Annotated in this window: 16 protein-coding genes; 11 read left to right on the forward strand and 5 right to left on the reverse strand. The window is 61.5% G+C overall.

All coding sequences use genetic code 11. The annotated features are described in order from the left end of the window. Positions 1-13: 13 nt before the first annotated feature. The 11 genes from SJY08_RS17065 to SJY08_RS17115 all read left to right on the forward strand — a co-directional run bounded on the left by SJY08_RS17065 (position 14) and on the right by SJY08_RS17115 (position 10,190). Positions 14-1,540: a di-heme oxidoredictase family protein gene (locus tag SJY08_RS17065; RefSeq protein ID WP_377277110.1), complete on the forward strand. Its 1,527-nt coding sequence runs from the start codon at positions 14-16 to the stop codon at positions 1,538-1,540. Further along, positions 1,540-2,646, forward strand: coding sequence for an imelysin family protein (locus SJY08_RS17070; protein ID WP_377277112.1), 1,107 nt, complete (start codon positions 1,540-1,542; stop codon positions 2,644-2,646). The genes SJY08_RS17065 and SJY08_RS17070 overlap by 1 nt, the downstream gene beginning before the upstream one ends. A 1-nt stretch (position 2,647) precedes the next feature. Next, entirely contained in the window at positions 2,648-3,724 is a 1,077-nt protein-coding gene (locus tag SJY08_RS17075) for a DUF1513 domain-containing protein (RefSeq protein WP_377277114.1), read from the forward strand. A 39-nt stretch (positions 3,725-3,763) separates the two neighbouring features. Further along, a complete protein-coding gene (locus SJY08_RS17080; RefSeq protein WP_054151262.1) occupies positions 3,764-4,216 on the forward strand; it encodes a TspO/MBR family protein in 453 nt (150 codons plus the stop codon). A 67-nt stretch (positions 4,217-4,283) separates the two neighbouring features. Continuing rightward, positions 4,284-4,733, forward strand: a complete 450-nt coding sequence (locus SJY08_RS17085; RefSeq protein ID WP_377277116.1) for a PaaI family thioesterase — start codon at positions 4,284-4,286, stop codon at positions 4,731-4,733. Further along, entirely contained in the window at positions 4,730-5,368 is a 639-nt protein-coding gene (locus SJY08_RS17090) for a 5'-methylthioadenosine/S-adenosylhomocysteine nucleosidase (RefSeq protein WP_377277118.1), read from the forward strand. Before SJY08_RS17085 ends, SJY08_RS17090 begins: the two co-directional genes overlap by 4 nt. A gap of 76 nt (positions 5,369-5,444) precedes the next feature. Beyond that, positions 5,445-7,007 carry a glutamine-hydrolyzing GMP synthase gene (gene guaA / locus SJY08_RS17095; RefSeq protein ID WP_377277120.1) on the forward strand — a complete coding sequence of 521 codons (1,563 nt, stop codon included), beginning with the start codon at positions 5,445-5,447 and terminating at the stop codon, positions 7,005-7,007. Between the two features lie 87 nt (positions 7,008-7,094). Further along, entirely contained in the window at positions 7,095-7,859 is a 765-nt protein-coding gene (locus SJY08_RS17100) for a hypothetical protein (RefSeq protein WP_377277122.1), read from the forward strand. 179 nt (positions 7,860-8,038) lie between these two features. Next, positions 8,039-8,389, forward strand: coding sequence for an ArsC family reductase (locus SJY08_RS17105; protein WP_377277124.1), 351 nt, complete (start codon positions 8,039-8,041; stop codon positions 8,387-8,389). A gap of 4 nt (positions 8,390-8,393) precedes the next feature. Continuing rightward, a complete protein-coding gene (gene ybaK, locus SJY08_RS17110; protein WP_054151250.1) occupies positions 8,394-8,867 on the forward strand; it encodes a Cys-tRNA(Pro) deacylase in 474 nt (157 codons plus the stop codon). A 72-nt stretch (positions 8,868-8,939) separates the two neighbouring features. Continuing rightward, positions 8,940-10,190: an aminopeptidase gene (locus tag SJY08_RS17115; RefSeq protein WP_377277127.1), complete on the forward strand. Its 1,251-nt coding sequence runs from the start codon at positions 8,940-8,942 to the stop codon at positions 10,188-10,190. A gap of 10 nt (positions 10,191-10,200) precedes the next feature. Here SJY08_RS17115 and SJY08_RS17120 read toward each other — a convergent pair whose 3' ends face one another. From SJY08_RS17120 to SJY08_RS17140, 5 genes are all read right to left on the reverse strand, one after another. After that, positions 10,201-11,319: an endonuclease/exonuclease/phosphatase family protein gene (locus tag SJY08_RS17120; RefSeq protein ID WP_377277129.1), complete on the reverse strand. Its 1,119-nt coding sequence runs from the start codon at positions 11,317-11,319 to the stop codon at positions 10,201-10,203. 107 nt (positions 11,320-11,426) lie between these two features. Then, positions 11,427-11,780: a hypothetical protein gene (locus SJY08_RS17125; RefSeq protein ID WP_150127464.1), complete on the reverse strand. Its 354-nt coding sequence runs from the start codon at positions 11,778-11,780 to the stop codon at positions 11,427-11,429. A gap of 193 nt (positions 11,781-11,973) precedes the next feature. Then, positions 11,974-12,354 carry a DUF6481 family protein gene (locus tag SJY08_RS17130; RefSeq protein WP_153763478.1) on the reverse strand — a complete coding sequence of 127 codons (381 nt, stop codon included), beginning with the start codon at positions 12,352-12,354 and terminating at the stop codon, positions 11,974-11,976. 27 nt (positions 12,355-12,381) lie between these two features. After that, on the reverse strand, positions 12,382-12,603 hold the full coding sequence (locus SJY08_RS17135; protein WP_054151255.1) for a hypothetical protein: 222 nt from the start codon (positions 12,601-12,603) through the stop codon (positions 12,382-12,384). 134 nt (positions 12,604-12,737) lie between these two features. Next, positions 12,738-12,947 (reverse strand): cold-shock protein, encoded by a 210-nt coding sequence (locus SJY08_RS17140; protein ID WP_006725042.1) that lies wholly within the window; start codon positions 12,945-12,947, stop codon positions 12,738-12,740. Positions 12,948-13,159 lie beyond the last annotated feature (212 nt).

Consider the following 13,159-nt stretch of genomic DNA (forward strand, 5'->3'; position numbering starts at 1 on the left):
CCCGATCCCCATCATGAGAACTCGCAAGGCCACCCTCGCCGGCCTCGGCATGCTTTTGACAACGGGCCTGACGATCTCGCCCGTTGCCGCCGAAGAGGCTGTCGGACGAACCGATCTGACGCCGAAGGACATCTCCCGCGTCATCGTCGTCACGCGTCCGACGGAAGACTTCAGCAAAGCCGAAAGCTTCGAGCTGATGCAGGGCGGCGCCGGCACCTCCCCGCGCGGCGTGAGCGCCGACTCCTTTTCCGACTTTTCCGCCAACATCACCTTCGCCGAAGAAGAAGAGTTCAAGCTCGGCAACGCTCTGTTCCGCAAGCTCTGGGTCTCCTCTCCCTCCTCGACCCAGGCCTCGGACGGCCTCGGCCCTCTTTTCAACGCGCGGGCCTGCCAGAGTTGTCACCTGAAGGACGGGCGTGGCCACCCGCCGGAGGGCGACCGCGACCATACCTCGATGTTCTTCCGCATCGCGCGCCCTGCCGCCACGCCAGAGGAGAAGGCCAAGCTTGAGCAGCTCGACATCGCTTCGCTGCCCGATCCCGTCTATGGTGGCCAGTTGCAGGACCAGGCGGTGCCCGGCATCTCCGCGGAAGGCCGCATGGCCATCACCTACACCAAAGAGCCGGTGAGACTGGCTGGCGGCGAGACGGTCATGCTGCGCCGCCCCAGCTATTCCGTCAGCGATCTCAATTACGGTCCGCTTGATCCGACGACGACCCTTTCCCCGCGCATCGCCAATCCGATGATCGGGCTCGGCCTGATCGAGGCGATCCCGGAAGAGGATATTCGGGCACTCGCCGATCCCGATGACCTCGATGGTGACGGCATTTCCGGACGTGCCGCTCGCGCCCGTGATCACCGGATCGGCGAAATCAAGCTCGGTCGTTTCGGCTGGAAGGCGCAGAACGCCTCGGTGCGCGACCAGAGTTCCAGCGCCTTTGCCGGCGATATCGGCATTTCGACGCCAGATGATCCCAGGCATTTCGGCGATTGCACCGAGAAGCAGACCGCCTGCCTCGAAGCGGCCACCGGAGTCCAGCCGCGGCTGGGCGACACCGAAGGCCCTGATCCAGTGCTCGATCTCGTCACCTTCTATGCGAAGAACCTCGCCGTTCCGAAGCGGCGTGACGTAGACGATGCTCAAGTGCTGCGCGGCAAGGAAGTCTTCTACGCCAGCGGCTGCACTGCTTGCCATCGGCCGAAATTCGTCACGAGCCGCAAGGCAGAGAACAAGGCACAGGCCTTCCAGCTGATCTGGCCCTATTCCGATTTCCTGCTGCATGACATGGGCGAAGGTTTGGCCGACGGTCAGGCGGTCGGCGATGCGACAGGATGGGAATGGCGCACGCCGCCGCTCTGGGGTATCGGTCTGACGCAGGTGGTCAGCGGCCACAGCTTCTTCCTGCATGACGGGCGGGCGCGAAACCTGACCGAGGCCATTCTCTGGCATGGCGGGGAGGCGGAAGCCGCCCGCAATGCCTTTGCCGCCGCCACCCTCGAGGACCGCAAGGCCCTGATCACGTTCCTGGAGTCCCTCTGATGCGGTTAATCGCGCGCCTTGCCCTCCTCACTGCCGCTCTGATGCCGCTGCCCGTACTGGCGCAGGAATCGAGCTCGACCGTCGGCGTGCTCGACGCAGCCAAGGTCCCGGGCGTCATGACGCGCGCCGTCGACGGTTTCATCCGCCCGGGTTATCGCCGTTTCACCGATCAGGCCACTGTCCTGCAGGGCGCGATGAACACGCTGTGCAGCGCTCCGTCACCCGAGACGCTCGACGGCGCACACAAGGCATTCGGCGACATCGTCGAAGCTTGGTCGCGCATCGAAATTGTCCGTGTCGGCCCTGTGCTCGACGACAACCGCTTCGAACGCATCCTGTTCTTCCCCGACCGCAAGGGCACCGGGCTGAAGCAGGTTCAGGCCGCTCTTGCCAAACCTGATCCGACCGTCACGTCGGTCGAGACGCTGAAGGGCAAGAGCGTTGCCATGCAGGGGCTCGGCGCGCTGGAATTCGTGCTGTTCGGCACCGGCTCCGAAGCGCTTGCGACCGCCGAGGGCCATTACCGCTGCCAGTATGGCACGGCGATCGCAGCCAATCTGCAGCGCCTTGGCGCGGAACTCTCCGCCGCCTGGGATGCGCCTGACGGTGTGGCTGCCGCCTGGAAGACGCCAGGACCCGACAACCCGATTTACCGTGACGAAGCGGAAGCCGCCAAGGAACTGCTCGGCGTGCTCGTGCATGCCGCAGAAACCATCCGCGACCAGCGCATCGAACAATTCTACAAGGGCGACGCGAAAAAGGCCCTGCCGCGCCAGGCGATCTATTGGCGCTCGGGCAATACCTTCCGCTCGATCACTGCCAATATCGAAGGCCTGCGCGACCTGCTCGACACCTCGAGCATGGTCGAGCTTCTGGCCGACGGCAATCGCTCGGTCGTCTCCTCGACCGATTTCGTTGCCCGCTCACTGTCGCGGGTCTCAGCCGACATCAAGCCGGATGTGGCTCAGGTCTTTGAGGATCCAGCCCAGATCGCCAAGCTCGACTTCCTGCTGCTCAACAGCCGCGACCTGATCCTCCGGCTCAATAACGATCTCGGTGGCGGCATCGGGCTTGCCGCCGGCTTCTCCTTCTCCGACGGCGACTGAGATGATATCAACGCCGCTCATGGATCGTCGCGCCTTCCTGCGTTCCGCAGGCCTCGCCTTTATGGCGAGTCTGGCGCCGCGTTCGGCCTTTGCGCTCGAACGAACGGATGCAGTCTATGCCAGCGGGCTGAAGCGTCCGGACGGCAGATTTGCCATCGGGCTGGTCAGCGAGGCGGGCACGCTAATCGACGAAATCGCATTGCCCGGCCGTGTCCACGGGCTCTGCCACAGCGCCGCGAACGGGCTTTCGGTCGCCTTTGCCCGTAGACCCGGGACCTTTGCCGTCATCTTCGACGCCAAGAAATCCGTGGAGCCACGGATCATCGCGGCGGCGAGCGGACGGCACTTCTTCGGACACGGCGCCTTTTCGCCTGATGGTCGGCTCTTCTACGCCAGCGAAAACGACTTTGACGCCAATGCCGGCGTGATCGGGATCTATGATTGCATCTCCGGCTTCGAGCGCGTGGGCGAGGTCCCGGCCCATGGTATCGGCACGCATGACATCACCGTCACGGCCGATGGTCTCCTGGTCATCGCCAATGGCGGGATCGAGACCCACCCGGATTTCGGGCGGACCAAGCTCAATCTCGACCATATGGAGCCGTCACTCGTTCTGGCCGAGGCCAGGACAGGCGCGCTGATCGAGAAGCACACGCTTCCGCCCGAACTCAAGCAGCTCTCCACGCGGCATCTCGACGTGGCCGCCGACGGTCGCATCTGGTTCGCCTGTCAGTATGAGGGGCCGCGCACGGATCGACCGCCGTTGGTGGGGTATTTTGCCAAGGGCGTTCCCGTCTCCTATGTCCAGCTTCCCGACGAAACGACCGACCGGCTCGGCAATTATGTCGGTGCCATCGCCGTCAACCGGGCTCAGGGTCTCGTCGGCATCGCCTCGCCGAAAAACGGGCTCTGGGCGGTGCTCGATGGCAAGGACGGTCTCCTGCTGTCCGAGACGACGTTGCCGGATGCAGCGGGCATTGCCCCCTCGCCAAAGAGCTTTGCCGTCTCCTCCTATCGTGGCGATTTCCTCGACCGAAACACCGAGGTTGCCTGGGACCAGCATATCATCCGCCTCTGAAGGCTGGCAGAACTAGCCGTGGAACACTAGATGACCTCCATGTCCAAGATCCTGAGCTACATCCTCTTCATCGGTTTCGTCGTCGGCGCGGGCCTTCTCGCTGGCCTTACCAATCCGCCGGGCGACTGGTTTCAGTCGCTGGAAAAACCGTTCTTCAACCCGCCCGCCTGGCTCTTCGGCCCGGTCTGGACGACGCTCTACGTGTTGATCGGCGTGGCCGGCGCCCGGATCTGGCAGCGCGCACCGAAATCGGCTGCCATGCAGCTCTGGTTCGCGCAGATGGCTTTCAACTTGATGTGGTCGCCGGCCTTCTTCGGTCTGCAGAACCCCGAGCTGGCGCTCGCCGTCATTCTGGGCATGCTGGTGACGATCATCGCCTTCATGGTGAAAGCCAAGCCGATCGACCGGATCTCGACACTGCTCTTCGTGCCCTATCTCGCCTGGGTCACGTTCGCCGGCATTCTCAATCTCAGCCTCGCCTGGTTGAACTGAATTTGCCGCTCGCCGGCTTGCCTGCCTGGAACGACCGTGCCAATTTCGCCGCCAAAGGGGACAGGGCATGGTGGACTACGATCAGGAAACGGTCGAAACGCGCATTCGGCAGAGCTTTGCGCGCCAGGGGGCGATGGAAACGCTCGGGGCGGAACTCTCGCGCGTCAGCCCCGGCGTCGTCGAGATCGAGCTTGAATATGACCGCAAGCTCACCCAGCAGCACGGTTTCCTGCATGCCGGCGTCATCTCCGCCGCCCTCGACACGGCCTGCAGCTATGCGGCCTATACGGTGACCACGCCGGAGGTCTCGCTGCTCACCATCGAGTTCAAGGTCAACCTCATGTCGCCGGGGCGTGGAGAACGTTTCCTGTTTCGCGGCGAAATCACCAAGCCCGGCTCCAACATCATCGTTGCCGATGGTCGCGGTTATGCGCTGACCGAAGGCCCTGCCAAATTGATTGCCTCGATGACCAGCACGATGATGGTCATCCGCGGACGCGAGGGCATTTCCGGATGACCTATGAGATGAAGTCGATCGCCGGCAAGACTGTGCTTTTCGTGATGGCGGCGGATGCCGAATACGGCGTTTTCCTGCGCACCCGCATCTCGCCGCTGATGACCGGCGTCGGACCAGTGGAAGCCGCCGTGGTGCTGACGAAGGAGCTTTCCCGGCTGTCGAGCCACGACGATCTGCCGGATCTCGTCGTCTCTCTCGGCTCGGCCGGTTCCGCGACGCTCGAACAGGCGGAAATCTACCAGGTCTCGGCCGTCTCCTATCGCGACATGGACGCCTCTGCCTTCGGTTTTGAGAAGGGCAAGACGCCGTTTCTCGACCTGCCCGTTTCCGTTGAACTGCCACTCAGGATCCACGGCATCCCGGCGGCCACGCTTTCGACCGGTGCCAATGTCGTTTCGGGTGCAGCCTACCAGTCGATCGACGCACAGATGGTCGACATGGAGACCTTTGCCATCCTTCGCGCCTGCCAGAGCTTCGGTATTCCGCTGATCGGGCTGCGCGGCATTTCCGATGGCCGCCACGACGTCAACCATATCGACGACTGGACGCAATATCTGCATGTCATCGACAAGAAACTCGCACTTGCCGTCGATGGCCTGCAGACGGCGCTGGAAGACGGTGTCTTCTGGTTCTGAGCGGCTGCACAAAAAATCGAGATTCTCTGGGCATTCTGCCATTGAAAGATGGGCCCGTTTTCTTTAAAGGCTCGCCATGACCCAGACAGCACATCCCGACAGTGTTCTCATCGTCGATTTCGGCAGCCAGGTAACGCAGCTGATCGCCCGCCGCGTTCGTGAATCCGGCGTCTATTGCGAAATCGTCCCCTTCCAGTCCGCCGAAGAAGGCTTCCACCGGTTGAAGCCGAAGGCGATCATCCTGTCGGGAAGCCCTGCTTCCACGCTCGATGAGGGAAGCCCCCGGGCACCGCAGGTGCTGTTCGACAGCGGTCTTCCGATCTTCGGCATCTGCTATGGCCAGCAGACCATGTGCGCCCAGCTCGGCGGCAAGGTCGAAGGCGGCCATCACCGCGAATTCGGCCGCGCCTTCCTCGAGGTCGAGCAGGATTGTGACCTGTTCGGCGGCCTCTGGTCGGTCGGCTCGCGTCACCAGGTCTGGATGTCCCATGGCGATCGCGTCACCGCGATCCCGCCGGGCTTCAAGGTGCTCGCCACCTCCGCCAACGCGCCGTTTGCCTTCATCGCCGACGAGGCACGCAAGTATTACGCCGTGCAGTTCCATCCGGAGGTCGTTCACACGCCCGATGGTGCGAAGCTCATCCAGAACTTCGTGCAGAACATCGCCGGCGTGAAGGGCGACTGGACCATGCATGCCTATCGCCAGAAGGCGGTCGAGCAGATCCGCGCCCAGGTCGGGGACAAGCGCGTCATCTGCGCGCTCTCGGGCGGCGTCGACTCGTCCGTCGCAGCACTGCTGATCCACGAGGCCGTCGGCGACCAGCTGACCTGCATCCTCGTCGACCACGGTCTGATGCGCAAGAACGAGGCAGCGGATGTCGTTGCCATGTTCAAGGAACACTACAACCTGCACCTCATCCATGTGGACGCCGTCGACAAGTTCGTCGGCGAGCTGGAAGGTGTTTCCGACCCGGAAACCAAGCGCAAGATCATCGGCCGCCTGTTCATCGAGACCTTCGAGGACGAAGCCAAGAAGCTCGGCGGCGCTGACTTCCTCGGCCAGGGCACGCTTTATCCCGACGTCATCGAAAGCGTCTCCTTCACCGGCGGCCCGTCCGTGACGATCAAGAGCCACCACAATGTCGGCGGTCTGCCCGAGCGCATGAAGATGCAGCTCGTCGAACCCTTGCGCGAACTCTTCAAGGATGAAGTGCGCGTGCTTGGCAAGGAGCTCGGCCTGCCCGATAGCTTCATCGGTCGCCACCCCTTCCCGGGTCCGGGCCTTGCCATCCGCTGCCCGGGCGGTGTCACCCGCGAAAAGCTCGACATCCTGCGCGAAGCCGACGCCATCTATCTCGACGAGATCCGCAAGGCCGGCCTCTACGACGCGATCTGGCAGGCCTTTGCCGTGCTCCTGCCGGTCCAGACCGTCGGCGTCATGGGCGATGGACGTACTTACGAATTCGTCTGTGCGCTGCGGGCCGTCACCTCGGTCGACGGCATGACCGCCGATTTCTACCACTACGACATGGAATTCCTCGGTCGGGCTGCCACCCGCATCATCAACGAGGTCCGCGGCATCAACCGGGTGGTCTATGACGTGACGTCGAAGCCGCCGGGCACGATCGAGTGGGAGTAAGCTGGAGGGGCGGAATCGACCCGCCTTTCTGGATAACAATTACCCTGTCCCATAGATCAAAGTTGTTACCCTTGTTAGGTTTCAACTATGTCTACCCAATTCTTGAAGCGCTACATTTTGCCTTCTGACGACCACGAATTCGTTGGTCGCATCTTTGATCTGTCTGTCGTGTCTTTGCATTTCGAGAGCTATAGCGACCTCTCAAAGCACGCAGACTGCAAGTATGCATTCGACGTAAATCATGCTCTTTCTTTGCTGACCCGTAGGGTCGAATCCCTCAACATGGTCGGCGGAATGATTTGGCCAAACAATTTGCCGAAAAATTTCAAAGACTTCCCAGTGTCTCGATATGAGTGGCTGAATATCACTGCCGACGTCTTCCTGACGCGTTATGTGTCAGTAGTCGACTGCGCCATGGTGCTGGTGAATGAGGTACTCGAGTGTGAGCTACCTCCAAATGCCTGCAGCTTGGCAGCCTTAAAGCGAAAAGCCGTTCCGGAACCAGTTCTTTTTCATCTAGGGCTCATGATTGAAGATCAAGGGCACCTCCGGAAAGAGCGAAATGGTCGAATTCACCACGGTAGTGAGCGTGGTTTTAGTTCAGATGATGAAATGCTGCGTATTGGAGCGCTCTTCGAGCACAGGTTCAACGGCGCTCGTGGCGCGGAAGGGCGACCTCTCCCGGTAGAACGACTTTTTCGAGAAGGCCTAATTGACCTTCAGAGGGACTTCAATTTGGCCATGCGGAAGTTGGTAAAACAACTTAACCGCCTCTACGATATGTTGCAGCCAGAGTTCGAAGCCCGATTTTCTCCCAAGTTTAGGGTTGGACCTTTCGCCAGACCGGGGTGATGGATCAGGAATTATTTGTCTTCTGGAAAATCTCTACGAAAGGTTTCGCTAGTGGCATTGGTATTGGGGACTTTGGCGGAGCGAACCAGATTAGTCGAACGGGCTTCGCCTCACCCTTTCTTGCATCAGTGCCGCAGTTTGCTATTCCTGCGGTCGCACAGACTGAAAGGATGCGGCCCATGGCAATCACCATCTATGGCATCAAGAACTGCGACACGATGAAGAAGGCGCGCACCTGGCTCGAGACCCAAGGCGTGGCGCATGACTTCCACGACTACAAGGCCAAGGGCGTGGATGCGTCGACCCTCGACAGCTGGATCGGCAGGGTCGGCTGGGAGGTGTTGCTCAACAAGGCCGGCACCACCTTCAAGAAGCTCGATGACGCGCAGAGGCAAGGCCTTGATGCGGCAAAGGCCAAGGCGCTGATGCTGGAGCAGCCGTCGATGATCAAGCGGCCGGTGCTCGACGTGGATGGCGCGCTTGTCGTCGGCTTCAAGCCCGAGATCTATCAGCAGACCTTCAAAGCCTGATCCCATGGCGAAAACCACCCGCGCCACGCAGTTTCTCGACAAGGCCGGGGTGGCCTATACAACGGCGACCTACGACTACGACCCGAATGCCGAGCGCATCGGGCTGCAGGCGGCGGAAGCGATCGGCGAGCATCCGTCGCGCGTGTTGAAAACGCTGATGGCGGAACTCGACGGCAAGCCGGTCTGTGTGGTCGTGCCCTCAGACAGGGAAGTGTCGATGAAGAAGCTGGCGAGTGCCTTCGGCGGCAAGTCGGCAGCGATGATGAAGCCGGCCAATGCCGAGAAGCTCACCGGCTTCGTGGTCGGCGGCATCAGCCCGTTCGGTCAGAAGAAACCGGTGCCGACCGCCATCGAGATATCAGTCATGGACGAAGCGCTCGTCTACATGAATGGCGGCCAGCGCGGGTTGCAGGTGCGGCTCTCGCCGCAGGATGCGTTTGCCGCACTGGGCGCAATTGCGGCGCCGCTGGTGGCTTGACACTTGCCCATGGTCTGGACTTCGCCATCTTTCCCCTTAAGTCTGGCGTTACAGCCACAACAGGAATACCCCATGACCCTCCCCGATCTCTCCGCCTCCATCGATCCAGTCAAGCTCGACAAACTCGCCGAGGTGGCGATCAAGGTCGGGTTGCAGCTGCAAAAGGGGCAGGACCTGGTGCTGACGGCCCCGCTCGTCGCCGTGCCGCTTGTCCGCCTGATCACGGCGCATGCTTACCAAGCAGGCGGTTCGACGGTCACCACCTTCTATTCGGATGAGGAGACGACGCTTGCGCGTTATCGCCATGGTCACGACGCGAGTTTCGACCGTGCGCCGAACTGGCTCTATGACGGCATGGCGAAGGCCTATGAAAACGGGGCTGCCCGCCTCGCCATTGCCGGCGACAATCCGCTGCTGCTGTCACAGGAAGACCCTGTTAAGGTCGGCCGCGCCAACAAGGCGACCTCGATCGCCTACAAGCCGGCGCTGGAGCATATCTCTAATTTCGACATCAACTGGAACATCTGCTCTTATCCGAACCCCTCCTGGGCGAAGCTCGTTTTCCCTGACATGCCGATCGAGGAGGCCGTGCGCAAGCTTGCCGATGCGATCTTTGCCGCTTCCCGCGTCGATCGTGACGATCCCATCGCGGCCTGGGCCGAGCACAATGCGGAACTCAAGAAGCGCTCGACCTGGCTCAACGGCGAGCGCTTCTCAGCGCTCCATTTTACCGGCCCCGGTACAGACCTGACGGTTGGTCTCGCCGACGGCCATGAATGGCATGGCGGCGCCTCGACGGCGAAGAACGGCGTGACCTGCAATCCCAACATTCCAACCGAGGAGGTCTTTACCACCCCGCATGCGCTGAAGGTGGAGGGACACGTCTCCTCGACCAAGCCGCTCAGCCATCAGGGCACGCTGATCGACAATATCCAGGTGCGCTTCGAAGGTGGTCGGATCGTCGAGGCCAAGGCCTCGAAGGGCGAGGCCGTGCTCAACAAGGTCCTCGACACCGACGATGGCGCGCGGCGCCTCGGCGAAGTGGCACTGGTGCCGCATTCCTCGCCGATCTCGGCCTCGGGCGTGCTGTTCTACAATACCCTCTTCGACGAAAACGCCTCCTGCCACATTGCGCTCGGCCAGTGCTATTCGAAGTGCTTCCTCAATGGCGCCTCACTCAGCCAGGACCAGATCAAGGCGCAGGGCGGCAACTCCTCGCTGATCCACATCGACTGGATGATTGGCTCTGACAAGGTGGATATCGATGGCATCCGCGCCGACGGCTCGAAGGCACCCGTCATGCGTCAAGGCGAATGGGCTTAAGGCCTCCGCCTCAGAGGTCGAGCTCGACCCAGAGAGCCGCGTGATCGGAGGCCGCATCCTGCGGCCTCTTCAGTTCCTCATAGGTCTCCCAGCGCTTCGGCCGTGACCCCGGCCACATGCCGGTGCGGATCACACCGCCCTTTTCCACCTTGTCGAAGAGCTTGGGAGAGAGCAGCAGGTAATCGATCTTGTTGCTGGGATTGGACAGGCCGTAAGTGCCCTCATAGCCGCCATTGTCGAAGCTCGGATGATCGAAGGCATCGGTCAGGTCGGCAGTCTTCAGCAGGGGGCTCAAGGGATCGCTGTCGGGCGTATCGTTAAGGTCGCCGATGACAGCGATATGCTCCCAACCCTCGGCAAGCCGCTCCTCGACGATCTCGGCAACACGGCTCGCCTGGGCCTTGCGGCGGCGGTCGGACTCAACCTTGCCGCCGAAACCCTTGCTCTTGAAGTGGTTGACCATCACCAGCAGCCTATTGCCGCTTGCGGTCGTCACCTCGAATTCAGGGCAGTCGCGGGAGAAGATGATGCGGTCGCTGCCATCGGGCAACCGGTCGTCCACATGGCTGCGCATCCGGCCGATCGGGAATAGCGGACCGGACATCAGGCCGACATCGATCCCGCGCTCGTCATTGCCATCGATCAGCATCACATGGCGAAACGGGTTGCCCCCGACCGAGGCGAGGATCTCGTCGCTGAAGGCCTTGAGCACGGGCCGGCTTTCAGCCTCGACCACGCCCAGCACGTCCGCCTTCAGGTCGCGGATTACGCGTGCCGTGTTGCGCATGGCATGCTCGTTGATGGGTTCATCGCGCAGTTCAAGAGAGCCGACCCAATCTGCACGGCCAGATGCGGTGATCTCGATGCCGCCTGTTTTGGGGCGCTTCAGCAGGCCGCCGCGATTGCGGCGCAGGATGACGAAGGGACCGGTGTCGCTCTTTTCCATTCCGAGATCGACAATCAGATCCGCCATCGTCCTGCGGTCAGTCGGCATATAGGCGACCTCGCCGAGTAGCGCGTTCAACGCGGCGAATTTCTCAAGAACGGGGCGCCCGTCCTCCCAGGTCTCCAGGTTCATCGCCTTGGCGCGATCGAACAGGTTCTCGACGTTGTAGACGGCAAGGCGCATCACTCCCTCCCTGGCTCACTGGGAAGGAGTCATATCAGAGATTTGTGATGCGCGCATGTCGCGAGACGTCAGAGACTTCCCGCGACTGACACGCAGCCGTATCTTACTCAGCGATAATAGACGATCTTGCCACCGTTAAAGGCGGTCTCGACCCACAAGACGTTCTGCGCGGCAATGCCACGGACCTGGAGCGCTGCAGACAGACTCGGATCTTCCGTCACGGCCGCCTGGGCAAGCCGCATGCTGTTGCCGGTGGGGTAGATGACCTGCATCGGATAGGTATGACGATCGAAGCCGCCGCGATCGACGCGGATCGCGGTGACATTGCCATTATACTGCTTGCCGAAGAGGATTTCGCGGGGCGTCCAGCCGCCGGCCTCGACATAGGTTGCGGCACCGGCCGGAAGGGCGGCGAAAGTAGCCGCAGCAAGGGCTGCGGCGACGACGAGTTTCTTCATCATGATCATGCTCCTTTTCGCCGGACGCTTGGGAGCACATCCGGCTTCATCCGGACATGTGGAGATCGGAAGAATGGTTTTCCAGTATAATCACATCAGCTTGATCGGTTGCGCACAACCGATCGCGGTGACGGAGTGTTCACGTCCGCCGATGCGGACCGCAGTCTCGCAGCCCGACGAGGGATTATGACTGCAATTAGCCCTGGCGGGCCTTGCGGGCGGCGTAGCGACGGTCGCGCTCGGCCTTGCGGGCGGCTTCGTCTTCGACAACGCGGCTGATGCGCGATGCTTCCGCGTGTTCGCGGGCGTCCTTCTCGGCATTTGCCGCAGCGATCGCGGCTTCTTCGCGTTCGCGGGCTTCCTGTTCGGCGCGGATCTTTTCCTCGGCCTTCAGGCGGTCGCGTTCGGCATGGCGCTTGACGCGCTCTTCGGCACGGGCCGCGCGTTCTGCCATGCGTGCTTCACGCTCAGGATCGGCAGCGGCATGGGCGGCCTTGTAAGCCTGAAGCAGCGCTGCCTTGGCGTCAGTTGCGGTGGTACGGCGCTCGGCGAGGCCATGGTCTCTCGTAAATTTCATTGGGGCTCCGATCTCTTGGAACTGGGGTCAGGTACGGGCGCGCTTGGCGACGAGGGCCGCCGTTGCGCTTTCGCGCGCTTCGCGTTCGCGTGTCAGACGGGCTTCGCGCAGGCGCAGCGTCTTCTCGTCACGGGCAGAGGTAATCGCATCCTGCTCGTCGATCGCGCGACCGCGGGCCAGAAACTGCGACTGCGTTTTCGCAAAGGCGAGTTCGGCGGTCTGGCGCGACTTGGTGAGTTGCTCGGTCATGTCATCTCCTTTCAGGAGGCTTGCCCATGTCGGGCAATAAAAAAAGGCCAGGCTATCTGCCTGACCTTCCGTGGGATCTTGCCTTCGACAGTGCCAGTACATCCGTGGTCAAAGGAAAGCGGATCCCGGATCTATCAGGCTGCCTGCAGGTTGCAGGCCGACATCTTGCCCGACTTGTTGTCGCGCTCCATGTCGTAAGCCAGCTTCTGGCCTTCAACGATTTCGCGCATGCCGGAGCGTTCAACTGCCGAGATGTGAACGAATGCGTCCGGGCCGCCGTTGTCAGGCTGAATGAAGCCGAAGCCCTTGGTGGAATTGAACCATTTTACTGTGCCAGTGGTCATGATGAACCCTTTCATAGCGTAGAGAGTGCCCCAGCGCGGATGCGCTGTGGAGGTAACGATTTTTGAAAGGAAGGTTCGACAGGGCGCAAATGATGCGCGGTAACCAAAGCTCAGCAAGCAAATATCGATGACCATTAGATAGACGCGTTTCTAATGAATGTCAACCATCGGTTTCCATTCCGCCCCAAATCTCAATCAAAAGTGTAATTTGC

The sequence above is a fragment of the Rhizobium sp. R86522 genome (genome assembly GCF_042466255.1).
GTDB lineage: Bacteria > Pseudomonadota > Alphaproteobacteria > Rhizobiales > Rhizobiaceae > Allorhizobium.

Coding starts and splice junctions, on each gene's coding strand:
- SJY08_RS17065 (WP_377277110.1), top strand. CDS start 14: ATGAGAACTCGCAAGGCCACCCTCGCCGGCCTCGGCATGCTTTTGACA.
- SJY08_RS17070 (WP_377277112.1), top strand. CDS start 1,540: ATGCGGTTAATCGCGCGCCTTGCCCTCCTCACTGCCGCTCTGATGCCG.
- SJY08_RS17075 (WP_377277114.1), top strand. CDS start 2,648: ATGATATCAACGCCGCTCATGGATCGTCGCGCCTTCCTGCGTTCCGCA.
- SJY08_RS17080 (WP_054151262.1), top strand. CDS start 3,764: ATGTCCAAGATCCTGAGCTACATCCTCTTCATCGGTTTCGTCGTCGGC.
- SJY08_RS17085 (WP_377277116.1), top strand. CDS start 4,284: ATGGTGGACTACGATCAGGAAACGGTCGAAACGCGCATTCGGCAGAGC.
- SJY08_RS17090 (WP_377277118.1), top strand. CDS start 4,730: ATGACCTATGAGATGAAGTCGATCGCCGGCAAGACTGTGCTTTTCGTG.
- guaA (WP_377277120.1), top strand. CDS start 5,445: ATGACCCAGACAGCACATCCCGACAGTGTTCTCATCGTCGATTTCGGC.
- SJY08_RS17100 (WP_377277122.1), top strand. CDS start 7,095: ATGTCTACCCAATTCTTGAAGCGCTACATTTTGCCTTCTGACGACCAC.
- SJY08_RS17105 (WP_377277124.1), top strand. CDS start 8,039: ATGGCAATCACCATCTATGGCATCAAGAACTGCGACACGATGAAGAAG.
- ybaK (WP_054151250.1), top strand. CDS start 8,394: ATGGCGAAAACCACCCGCGCCACGCAGTTTCTCGACAAGGCCGGGGTG.
- SJY08_RS17115 (WP_377277127.1), top strand. CDS start 8,940: ATGACCCTCCCCGATCTCTCCGCCTCCATCGATCCAGTCAAGCTCGAC.
- SJY08_RS17120 (WP_377277129.1), bottom strand. CDS start 11,319: ATGCGCCTTGCCGTCTACAACGTCGAGAACCTGTTCGATCGCGCCAAG.
- SJY08_RS17125 (WP_150127464.1), bottom strand. CDS start 11,780: ATGATGAAGAAACTCGTCGTCGCCGCAGCCCTTGCTGCGGCTACTTTC.
- SJY08_RS17130 (WP_153763478.1), bottom strand. CDS start 12,354: ATGAAATTTACGAGAGACCATGGCCTCGCCGAGCGCCGTACCACCGCA.
- SJY08_RS17135 (WP_054151255.1), bottom strand. CDS start 12,603: ATGACCGAGCAACTCACCAAGTCGCGCCAGACCGCCGAACTCGCCTTT.
- SJY08_RS17140 (WP_006725042.1), bottom strand. CDS start 12,947: ATGACCACTGGCACAGTAAAATGGTTCAATTCCACCAAGGGCTTCGGC.